Annotated in this window: 11 protein-coding genes; 7 read left to right on the forward strand and 4 right to left on the reverse strand. The window is 72.1% G+C overall.

The annotated features are described in order from the left end of the window. Positions 1–7 precede the first annotated feature (7 nt). From E1298_RS38000 to iolD, 6 genes are read left to right on the forward strand one after another with little or no spacing between them, the layout of a single operon-like run. Complete coding sequence (locus E1298_RS38000; protein ID WP_243726057.1) at positions 8–985, forward strand: Gfo/Idh/MocA family protein; 978 nt, start codon at positions 8–10, stop codon at positions 983–985. Further along, positions 982–1,896 carry a TIM barrel protein gene (locus E1298_RS38005; RefSeq protein WP_131902149.1) on the forward strand — a complete coding sequence of 305 codons (915 nt, stop codon included), beginning with the start codon at positions 982–984 and terminating at the stop codon, positions 1,894–1,896. Before E1298_RS38000 ends, E1298_RS38005 begins: the two co-directional genes overlap by 4 nt. After that, the gene (gene iolC / locus E1298_RS38010; protein ID WP_131902151.1) at positions 1,893–2,891 is read left to right on the forward strand and encodes a 5-dehydro-2-deoxygluconokinase; all 999 of its coding nucleotides are present in this window, start codon (positions 1,893–1,895) and stop codon (positions 2,889–2,891) included. The genes E1298_RS38005 and iolC overlap by 4 nt, the downstream gene beginning before the upstream one ends. Next, positions 2,888–3,778 carry a Cgl0159 family (beta/alpha)8-fold protein gene (locus tag E1298_RS38015; protein WP_243726055.1) on the forward strand — a complete coding sequence of 297 codons (891 nt, stop codon included), beginning with the start codon at positions 2,888–2,890 and terminating at the stop codon, positions 3,776–3,778. Before iolC ends, E1298_RS38015 begins: the two co-directional genes overlap by 4 nt. After that, positions 3,775–4,623, forward strand: coding sequence for a 5-deoxy-glucuronate isomerase (gene iolB, locus E1298_RS38020; RefSeq protein ID WP_131902153.1), 849 nt, complete (start codon positions 3,775–3,777; stop codon positions 4,621–4,623). The genes E1298_RS38015 and iolB overlap by 4 nt, the downstream gene beginning before the upstream one ends. Next, entirely contained in the window at positions 4,620–6,449 is a 1,830-nt protein-coding gene (gene iolD, locus E1298_RS38025; protein WP_131902155.1) for a 3D-(3,5/4)-trihydroxycyclohexane-1,2-dione acylhydrolase (decyclizing), read from the forward strand. Before iolB ends, iolD begins: the two co-directional genes overlap by 4 nt. A 72-nt stretch (positions 6,450–6,521) precedes the next feature. Here the strand turns inward: iolD and E1298_RS38030 are convergent, their stop codons facing one another. Genes E1298_RS38030 through E1298_RS38040 form a run of 3 tightly spaced genes read right to left on the reverse strand, consistent with a single transcriptional unit; the run spans position 6,522 to position 8,265 of the window. Next, positions 6,522–7,358 (reverse strand): helix-turn-helix domain-containing protein, encoded by an 837-nt coding sequence (locus tag E1298_RS38030; RefSeq protein WP_131902157.1) that lies wholly within the window; start codon positions 7,356–7,358, stop codon positions 6,522–6,524. A 3-nt stretch (positions 7,359–7,361) separates the two neighbouring features. Then, positions 7,362–7,880, reverse strand: coding sequence for a DUF6879 family protein (locus tag E1298_RS38035; RefSeq protein ID WP_243726056.1), 519 nt, complete (start codon positions 7,878–7,880; stop codon positions 7,362–7,364). Then, positions 7,870–8,265 carry a hypothetical protein gene (locus tag E1298_RS38040; protein WP_131902161.1) on the reverse strand — a complete coding sequence of 132 codons (396 nt, stop codon included), beginning with the start codon at positions 8,263–8,265 and terminating at the stop codon, positions 7,870–7,872. Before E1298_RS38040 ends, E1298_RS38035 begins: the two co-directional genes overlap by 11 nt. Positions 8,266–8,600: 335 nt before the next feature. Here E1298_RS38040 and E1298_RS38045 point away from each other — a divergent pair, with 335 nt between their 5' ends. Continuing rightward, a complete protein-coding gene (locus E1298_RS38045) occupies positions 8,601–9,749 on the forward strand; it encodes a methyltransferase domain-containing protein (protein WP_131902163.1) in 1,149 nt (382 codons plus the stop codon). Between the two features lie 237 nt (positions 9,750–9,986). Here the strand turns inward: E1298_RS38045 and E1298_RS38050 are convergent. Next, on the reverse strand, positions 9,987–10,543 hold a 557-nt coding region (locus E1298_RS38050), incomplete at its 5' end, for a tetratricopeptide repeat protein (protein WP_131902165.1).

Consider the following 10,543-nt stretch of genomic DNA (forward strand, 5'->3'; position numbering starts at 1 on the left):
GGCCGGGGTGGGCCGGATCGGGGCCGGGCACGCGGAGACGCTGCGCGGCCTCCCGGGGATCGGGGAGGTCGTCGTCGCCGACGCCGACGCCGCCCGCGCGCGCGAGGTGGCGGGCAAGCTCGGCCTGCGCTCGGTCGGGCAGGTGGACGCGCTGTTCACGGCGGGCCTGGACGCGATGGTCGTCGCCACGCCCACCGCCGCGCACGCCGAGCTGGTCGTGCGGGCCGTGGAGGCGGGCCTGCCGGTGTTCGTGGAGAAGCCCGTCGCGTCGGACGTCGATGGAACGGTCCAGGTCATCGCGGCCGTCCGCCGCGCGGACGTCCCCGTCCAGGTGGGGTTCCAGCGGCGCTTCGACCCCGGCCACGTCGCCGCGCGGGACGCGGTGCGGTCCGGACGGCTCGGCTGGGTGCACACCGTCCGCTCGTGCACCCTCGACCCCGCGCCGCCGCCGGACGCGTACATCCCCACCTCGGGCGGGCTCTTCCGTGACTGCTCCGTCCACGACTTCGACGGCGTCCGGTTCGTCACCGGACGGGAGGTCGCCGAGGTGGTCGCGACCGGGGCGAACCGGGGATCGGCGGTGTTCGCCGCGTCCGGCGACATCGACACCGGATCCGCGGTGCTCACCCTGGACGACGGCACCCTCGCGGTCGTGTCCGCGGCACGCTACAACGCGGCGGGCTACGACGTCCGGCTGGAGGTCCTCGGCTCGCTGGACGGCGTCGTCACCGGCCTGGACGACCGGACGCCGCTGTCCCCGGCGGGCGAGGCGTTCCGCCCGTCCGGTCCGCCGCACACCGCCTTCCTCGAACGGTTCGCCGAGGCGTACGAGGCCGAGCTGCGCGCCTTCGTGGACGTGGCCGCCGGCCGCGTCCCGAGCCCGTGCCCGCCCGAGGAGAGCCTGGAGGCGTTCTACGTGGCCGAGGCGTGCGAGATCTCGCGCCGCGAGAGGCGCGCCGTCACGATCGAGGAGGTCCGCCGATGACGTCCGCCATGCCCGCCACCCCCACGCCCGCCGGGCGCCCGCTCGTCCCGGCCGAGCGCGTCGCCGCCGCCCCGATCTCGTGGGGCGTCTGCGAGGTGCCGGGCTGGGGGCACCAGCTCGCCGCGGACCGGGTCCTGGGCGAGATGCGCGACCTCGGCATCACCGCGACCGAGTTCGGCCCCGACGGGTTCCTGCCCGCCGGGCCGGTCGAGCGGTCGGCGCTGCTCGGCTGGTACGGGCTCCGGCCGGTCGGCGGCTTCGTCCCGCTCGTCCTGCACGATCCGGGCCACGACCCGCTGCCCGACCTCGCGCGCGCGCTCGACTCGTTCGGCGACGCGCGGACCGTGGTGCTGGCCGCCGCCACCGGTCTCGACGGCTACGACGGGCGGCCCGTCCTGGACGGGGAGAACTGGGCGGCGCTGCTCCGCAACCTCGGCCGCGCCGCCGAGCACGCCGCCGGGCGCGGCCACCTGGCCACCCTGCACCCGCACGTCGGCACGGTCGTGGAGCGGCGCGAGGAGGTCGACCGGGTCCTTTCCGGCTCGGACGTCGCGCTCTGCCTCGACACCGGCCACCTGCTGATCGGCGGCACCGACCCGCTGGAGCTGGCGCGCTCGGCGGCCGGGCGGATCGCCCACGTCCACCTCAAGGACGTCGACGCGGCGCTGGCGGAGGCGGTCCAGACCGGGCGCACCGGCTACACGGCGGCGGTGCGGGACGGGATCTACCGCCCGCTCGGCCGCGGCGACATCGACGTCCCCGGCATTGTCCGCGCCCTCGAAGGGGCGGGCTACGGTGGCTGGTACGTCCTGGAGCAGGACACGGTCCTGAGCGCGGAGCCCGGCCAGGGCGGCGGGCCCCGCGACGACGTGCGGGCCGCGCTGGCGTTCCTCAGGGGAGAGGCGGCATGACCCACGACCTGATCACCATGGGGCGGGTGAGCGTCGACGTCTACCCGCTCCAGGTGGGCGTCCCGCTGGAGGACGTCGAGTCGTTCGGCAAGTACCTCGGCGGCAGCCCGACCAACGTGGCGGTCGCGGCGGCTCGGTACGGGCACCGCACGGCGGTGATCACCCGGACGGGCGCCGACCCGTTCGGCCGGTTCGTCCGCCGCGCGCTCGCCGGATACGGGGTGGACGACCGGTTCGTCGCGGACGTCCCCGGGCTGCCGACGCCGCTGGCGTTCTGCGAGATCTTCCCGCCCGACGACTTCCCCCTCTACTTCTACCGCTACCCCAAGGCGCCCGACCTGGAGATCTACGAGCGCGAGCTGGACCTGGACGCGATCCGGGCCGCCCGGATCTTCTGGGCCACCGTCACCGGGCTGTCGCAGGAGCCGAGCCACGGCGCGACACTTGCCGCGCTCGCCGCGCACCCCGGCACGACCGTCCTCGACCTGGACTGGCGCCCGATGTTCTGGGAGTCGCCGGACGAGGCCCGCGCGCGCGTCGGCCGGGCACTGGAGCACGCCACCGTGGCCATCGGCAACCTCGACGAGTGCGAGATCGCCGTCGGCGAGCGGGAGCCCCGCGCCGCCGCCCGCGCCCTGCTCGACCGGGGCGTCTCGGTGGCCATCGTCAAGCAGGGGCCCCGGGGGACGCTGGCCGCCTCCGCGGACGGCGTCGTCGAGGTCCCGCCCACGCCGGTGGAGGTCGTCAACGGGCTCGGCGCGGGCGACGCGTTCGGCGGGGCCGTCTGCCACGGCCTGCTGAGCGGCTGGGACCTGGAGCGGATCGTCCGCTTCGCGGGCGCCGCCGGGGCGATCGTCGCCTCGCGGCTGGCCTGCTCGGACGCCATGCCCGACGCGGGCGAGGTCGAGGACCTCCTAGCGGGCCGGCCCCTGCCCGCGGACACCGCGGACACCGCAGGCATCGCGAGCACCATCGAGAAGGAGAGCACCGCTTGAGCACGGGTACGTTCGCCGAGCGCTTCGCGGCGCTCATCGAGACCAGGGCGGCCCGCCCCGCCGCCGTCGCCGAGGCCGCCGCGCGCCGCGTCCGCCGGTCCGCCCCGCCCGGCGCCGCCGGCCGGCTGATGATCATCGCGGCCGACCATCCGGCGCGCGGCGCGCTGCGCGCGGGCGCCGACCCCCTCGCCATGGGCGACCGCGCGGGCCTGCTGGAGCGGATGTGCGCCGCGCTCGCCCGTCCCGGCGTGGACGGCGTGCTCGGCACCCCCGACGTGATCGAGGACCTGCTGCTGCTCGGCGCGCTGGACGGCAAGGTCGTCCTCGGCTCGATGAACCGGGGCGGGCTCGCGGGCGCGTCGTTCGAGATCGACGACCGGTTCACCGCCTACACCGCCCAGGCAATCGCCGCTGGCGGCCTGGACGGCGGCAAGATGCTGCTGCGGATCGACCTTGACGATCCCGCGACGGCGCGCACCCTGGAGGCGTGCGCGCACGCGGTCACGGGCCTGGCCGGGCACGGCCTGATGGCGATGGTGGAGCCGTTCATCTCGACCCGGGGGAGCGGCGGCGCGGTCCGCAACCTGCTGACCCCCGAGGCCATGATCACGGCGGTGTCCATCGCGTCCGGGCTCGGCGCCACGTCCGCGCACACCTGGCTGAAGGTCCCGGTCGTCGACAGGATGGAGGAGGTCATGGCCGCATCGGCGCTGCCCGCCCTGCTGCTCGGCGGCGAGGTGCCCGCCGACCCGGACGCCGCGCTGGCCGGCTGGCAGAAGGCCCTCGCGCTGCCGTCCGTCCGCGGCCTGGTCGTCGGCCGGACGCTGCTGTACCCGCCCGATGACGACGTCGCGGGCGCCGTCGACGCCGCGGTGGGGCTGCTGTGAACCTCACCGAGATCACCCCGGACGGCGCGGGCTGGACGTACTCGGGCCTGCGCGTCCTCACACTCGGCCCCGGCGAGGAGGCCGAACTGCCGACCGGCGGCGCCGAGACGCTGGTGCTGCCGCTCGCCGGGTCCTGCGACGTCACGATCGGCGTCCCGGCCGACGAGGTCGCGGTGACGTTCGAGCTCCAGGGCCGCCGCGACGTGTTCTCCCGCGTCACCGACTTCGCCTACGCCCCCCGCGACGCGACGGTCCTCGTCTCGTCCCGGGAGGGCGGCCGGTTCGCGCTCCCGTCGGCGCGGTGCGAGAACCGGCTGCCGCCCCGCTACGGCCCGGCCGAGAACGTCCCGGTCGAGCTGCGCGGCGCCGGGCAGATGGGCCGCCAGGTCAACAACTTCTGCACGCCCGAGGCGTTCGCGGCCGACCGGCTGATCGCCTGCGAGGTGCTGACGCCGGGCGGGAACTGGTCGTCCTACCCGCCCCACAAGCACGACGAGGACGGGCCGGGCGAGGCCGTCCTGGAGGAGATCTACTACTTCGAGGTCACCCGCGACGGTATGGCCTACCAGCGGGTCTACGGGACGGCCGAACGCCCCATCGACGTCCTGGAGGAGGTCCGAACCGGCGACACCGTCCTGATCCCGCACGGCTGGCACGGCCCGTCCATCGCCGCGCCCGGCTACGACCTGTACTACCTGAACGTGATGGCCGGCCCCGGCGCCGAGCGCGCCTGGCTGATCTGCGACGACCCGGCGCACGCCTGGGTCCGCGAGACCTGGCGCGACCTGCCGGCCGACCCGAGGCTGCCGATGACGTCGGCCGCCGGACCCGAGGGGGAACGATGACGGCGACCGAGCGGCTGACCGTCGGGCAGGCGATCGTCCGCTTCCTGGCGAACCAGTGGACCGAGCGGGACGGGGAGCGGCGGCGGTTCTTCGCGGGCTGCTTCGGGATCTTCGGCCACGGCAACGTCGCGGGCCTCGGCCAGGCCCTGCTCGAACGCGGCGACGAACTGCCCTACCGCGCGGCGCGCAACGAGCAGGCCATGGTCCACGCCGCCGTGGGCTACGCCCGTACCCACGACCGGCTCCGCGCCTACGCCTGCACCACGTCGGTCGGGCCGGGCGCGACCAACATGGTGACCGGCGCGGCCCTCGCCACGATCAACCGGATCCCGGTGCTCCTGCTGCCCGGCGACGTCTTCGCCACCCGACCCGCCAACCCGGTGCTCCAGGAACTGGAGGACGCCCGCTCCTACGACGTCTCCGTCAACGACTGCTTCAAGCCCGTCTCCAAGTACTGGGACCGGATCAACCGTCCCGAGCAGCTCCCGTCCGCGCTCCTGGCCGCGATGCGCGTGCTGACCGACCCGGCCGAGACCGGCGCGGTGACCCTCGCGCTGCCGCAGGACGTCCAGGCCGAGGCGCACGACTGGCCGGTCGAGCTGTTCGCCGAACGCGTCTGGCGGATCGCCCGCCCGGTGCCGGAGCCGTCCGTCCTGGACGAGGCCGCCGCGCTCCTCCGCACCGCCGAGCGGCCCCTGATCGTCGCGGGCGGCGGCGTCATCTACTCCCGCGCGACCGGCGAGCTGGCCGCGTTCGCCGAGGAGACGGGCATCCCCGTCGCCGAGACGCAGGCGGGCAAGGGCTCGCTGCCGTGGGACCACCCGTCCTCGGTCGGCGCGATCGGCGCGACGGGCACCACCGCCGCCAACGCCCTGGCCCGCGACGCCGACGTGGTGCTGGGCATCGGCACCCGCTACAGCGACTTCACCACCGCCTCCCGCAGCCTGTTCGCCCGCCCCGGCGTCCGCTTCGTCAACCTGAACGTCGCCGGGCTCGACGCCGTCAAGCAGGCCGGAGTGCCCCTGACCGCCGACGCCCGCACGGGCCTCGCGGCCCTCCGAACGGCGACCGCCGGGCACACCGTCACACCGTCCTACCGCGCGGAGGCCGCCGAACTGGCCGCTCGCTGGAACGCCGCCGTCGACGCCGCCTACGCCCTCGGCCACGGCCCGCTCCCGTCCCAGCCGGAGATCATCGGCATCGTCAACGAGGTGAGCGGCCCCCGCGACGTCGTCGTGTGCGCCGCCGGCTCCATGCCCGGCGACCTGCACAAGCTGTGGCGCACCCGGGACCCCAAGGGCTACCACGTGGAGTACGGCTACTCCTGCATGGGCTACGAGATCGCGGGCGGCCTCGGCGTCAAGCTCGCCGCCCCCGACCGCGAGGTCTTCGTCCTCGTCGGCGACGGCTCCTACCTCATGATGGCCCAGGAACTCGTCACCGCCGTCGCCGACGACGTGAAGCTCGTGGTCGTCCTCGTCCAGAACCACGGGTTCGCCTCGATCGGCAACCTGTCGGAATCGGTCGGCGCCGAACGCTTCGGCACCGCCTTCCGCCTCCCGGGCGACCTCGCCGCCAGCGCCGCCGCCACCGGCGCCGACGTCCTCCGCGCCACCACCGCCGAAGAGTTCCGCACCGCCCTCCTGAAGGCCCGCGACTCGTCCCGCACGACCGTCGTCCACGTCGAAACCGACCCCCGCGTCGCGGCCCCCGACAGCGACGCCTGGTGGGACGTCCCGGTCGCCGAAGTCTCCACCCTGACCTCCACCCGCGCCGCCCGCACCCGCTACGAGGAGTCCAAAAAATCCCAACGCCCCCTCCTCTGAGTGGTCTACGCGGGGCGTGGTGCCTCGAACAGCAGGTCCGCTTGTCAACACCAAGTGCCTGCATGGCAGCAGCTACCCGAGTGATTCGAGGGCGCGGGCGATGAGCTCCCGGGCCGGTCGACCGTAGACGGCCGACCACTGGAGCTTGGCGAACGCCTTGGCGTAGAGAGCGATCTCGTGGGGCTGCGTGATCGTGAACTCGGCCGAGTAGGTCTCGACCATGACGGTGCGCTCATCGAACATGATGAACGAGTTGCCCGGCCAGAGTTGGTGCGCGGCCCTGGTGGGGATGATGCCCAGGCTCAGGCGAGGCAGGGACAGGACGGCCAAGAGCCGATCGAGTTGGCCGCGTAGGACGTCCGGGCCACCGATGTTGGTGTAGAGCGACTGCTCGCCGAGGATCACGTTGTAGCGGCGATCGCCTTGGTAGAGATACTGCTGTCGTTCCATCCGGGCCGCTACGCCCCGCTCGATGTCGTCGGGTATCTCGTAGAAGTCCACGACCTGCTCAAGCATCGCGGTGGCGTACTCCGCGGTCTGGAGGGTGCCCCAGACGAGGGCCGGGTGATAGACGCGGAAGACCCTGGTCTGCTCGTAGAGACTGATGGAGTGCTGCTGACGGATCTTGGTACCGGTCTGGAGCGTGCGCCTCCACTCCAGCCACATGGCGTTGATGTTCCGGACGGTCGCGATCAGTTCGAGGATGTGGTCTTCGGCGTTGCAGTGGCGGCACCAGATCCGGATGTCGTTCTCGTTGGCGGCGCGCTTGCCGTGCTCGATCCGGCTGACCTTGGACAAGTGCCACCCCGCCAGGGCAGCCAGAGCCCGCCCGGTGAGCCCCGCGTCCTTGCGGAGATCACGTAGGCGGGCTCCGAACGCCTCTCGTGCTTGCTGTGCCTGGCTCGACACGGCTTAGGCAGGCTTGTACTCGTCGTGCGGGGTGGCGAGTATCCACAACCGGTCCCGGATCCTGGTGCATTCGGCCACCGTGCCGGGGTCGGTGACCAGTTCGGAACCCTTGATGCGCCCGTCATCGTGGAAGTGGCCGACCGTGACCAGTTCATCGTCGAACAGCCACCAGTCGTTCCCGCCCACGGGGAACACGAGACCCTCGGGCACGAGGTGCCGGGGCAGCCAGCGGATGTCTTCTCCGGCCTCCCGGTTGAGCCGGGTGATGGAGTGTTCCCAGCGGATGTACTCGGTGAGTGGTTCGCTGATGACGCGGACTCGGCGAACGGTCTTCCCGGCTCGGGTAGCCTGCCGGACTCGCTCCAGCCAAGGCTGTAGCCAGGCGAAGTCGTCGGGTTCGCCACTGAGCCAGCGGGCTAGTGGGGCGTCCTCGTACGCGGCACCATAGGAGTCTTTGAGCTCCAGGTGGAAGGCGTCGCGTTTAAAGGCGCCGAGCAGTTCGTCTCGTTGGTCAGGCGTCATCAACTCCACTGTCGTTCTCCTCCAGCAGTGCCCGCAGGGCTTCCCTGGGGACCTCGATGCAGTCCTCGTTGTCCGGCAGGGCCAGCTCGGTGCGGATCTCGGGATCGGTGACTCGTGGCCCTTGAACGAGGTAGTCCCCGTTCTCCATCACGTGCACGATCGGGGGTGCCCAACTCGTCACCACGCCGTGAAGCCCGTCCTTGGACAGGTGCGCCAGGAGCCTGGCGTAGATCTCCACGCACGTCTCACCCTCCGGGATGTCGAGCTTGGCCAGGATCTCCGGATCGGTGACCTTGTAGCCCTGGAGGTAGGTCTGACGATCGGTGACGTAGAGGGTCGGGCTGTCGCCGCCAGATGTATCCTCGCCCAGGAACCGTATCCGCATGGTCGCCCTCCCGCCTGAGAGTTTGCCGACTCTTCAGCCACCACATCGTCAAACGGCCCTCCGATCTCGTCAAGAGTCGATGTGGCAAATAGCGGCAAACCACTTGGAGGCTTTTGCGCACCGTACTTACGGTGCCAGGTAACGCACAACGCGGATCGTCCAAACGAACGGAACCGAGGCGCGGGGATGGAAGCCCGGTGCGCAGCCGAAGGGAGTTCCAGGTGGGCAAGCATGATGAGAAGAAGGAAGGCGACGGCAAGTGGGACAGGCCGGTTCCTCCCAAGGACCCCAAGGACCCACCCGGAGGCGGCAAGCACGAGAAGGGCGGCAAGTAGGTGACCGACGCTGCGGAACTGTCCGCCCGGCTCATCACCGAACTCACCGAGGCGGGCGACCTGACGCCGGACTGGCGCGGGCCGTTGGGGAAGGTGGCCCGGCACCGGTTCATCCCCGACACCGTGTGGGTCGAGGACGGTGACCGGCTGCTGCCGGTGGATCGGGCCGACGATGAGACCGCATGGCTGGAGTTGTGCTACGCCAACGACTTCGTGGTCACGCAGGTGGACGACGGTGTCCCGGCCGGGCCAGGGCAGGTCGGCCGGGAGATCTCCAGTTCGGCCAGCCGCCCGGACGTGGTCGCGCGGATGCTGGCGGCACTTCAGGTCGAGCCGGGCATGTCGGTGCTGGAGATCGGCACCGGGACCGGGTGGAACGCCGCGTTGCTGGCCGAACGGCTCGGGGCCGACACTGTGACGTCAGTGGAGGTCGATCCGGTGGTGGCCGACCGCGCCCGCCGCGTGCTGTGGGAGGCGGGCTATCAGGTCACGGTCGCGGCCGGCGACGGCGTGCTGGGCTACCCGGCGTGCGCGCCGTTCGACCGGGTGATCGCCACTGTCGCCGCTGATCGGGTGCCGCGCGCGTGGGCGGAGCAGACGCGGCCGGGAGGCAGGGTGCTGGTGCCGTGGGCCACCGATTTCCACAACGGCGCGCTGGTGTCGTTCGTGGTGTCGCGGGACGGCTCCATGCGGGGCCGGATCGTGGGCAACGTGGCGTTCATGCGGCTGCGTGACCAGCGCGGCAAGCGGGCCTCGCTGGACCGCGACGTGCGCGACGTGGCCGGGTCTCGCCGTTCGTTCACCGGTCTGCACCCTTACGACGTGCTGGGCGAGTACAACGCCTCGTTGGCGATCGGGCTGAAGGTGCCGCACTGCAAGCTGATCGTCACCCATGACGACGGCGGGGCCTACACGGTGTGGCTGGTCGATCCGTGGTCGGGCTCGTGGGCCAGTGTGGAGCATCAGGCCGACGCGGAGAAGTTCCCGGTCCGGCAATCAGGCGACCGGGACCTGTGGCGGGAGGTGGAGGACGCCTACCGATGGTGGGACGGGCTCGACCGTCCTGCCGCTGACCGGTGGGGCCTGACCGTGACCGGCGAGGGCCAGTACGTCTGGCTCGACACCGAGGACCATCGGATCGACCGGTAGGGATGGGCCTCGCCGCCGGGGACGCTCAGAGTCCGGTGCCGTCCGCATGGCGGCCCGGCGCGCCGATGTGCGTCGCGTTGGCCGGACGCGGGGCGGCTTCGAGGGGACGTCGCAACGCCGGTGGTCAACTGGCGAGGAGACAGCGAGGCCGTGTCGAGTTCGAACAGCCGATCCATGGCGGGGAAAGGGCCGGTTCATCGGGAAGGCGGGTACTCGGCTCGGATCTGCCGGTCTGGCTCATCGTGGTACCCCCTCCGAGCGAACCTCCCGGAGCACCTTCCTGAATTCGCGAACAGCGGGCAGTTCCGGGTACCGCGCGGCCAGGACGTCATTCAAGTCCGCCGCCCGGGCTCGGAGGGAGTTGAACAGCCGCGGTGCGGCCAGCGCCTGGCGTCCGAGCGCAGCGGCCTCTTCGGGTTCGCCTAGTTGAGCAAGGGCAATGCCGAGATCGATACGGGCGATCGCTGTGCGACCCGGTACTGCGGTCTGGAGTGCGATGGCCGACTGCGCGTAACTCCTGGCCTTCTGGAAATCACCCTGTTCGGTGTCTCCGAGCCAGATGTACGCCTGCGCTGGATAGGACGTCATCGTGAACAACGCTTGTGAGCCGGTGTCCATCGCCAGGCGCAGCGGCGCGCGGCTCGGCAATTTGTCGTGGAGGTCGCCAGCCTGCTGGATCGAGTTCTCGCACTCCTCGCGGTTGCCGAGGCGGGCTTGAGCGCGTGCGGCCTGTGTGCGGAGGCGGACGGCGAGGGGGTGGGTTCTGTCTCTTATACACCTCTGATGCGGCCGAC

Source organism: Actinomadura rubrisoli (assembly GCF_004349215.1).
In the GTDB taxonomy this organism is placed as follows: domain Bacteria; phylum Actinomycetota; class Actinomycetes; order Streptosporangiales; family Streptosporangiaceae; genus Spirillospora; species Spirillospora rubrisoli.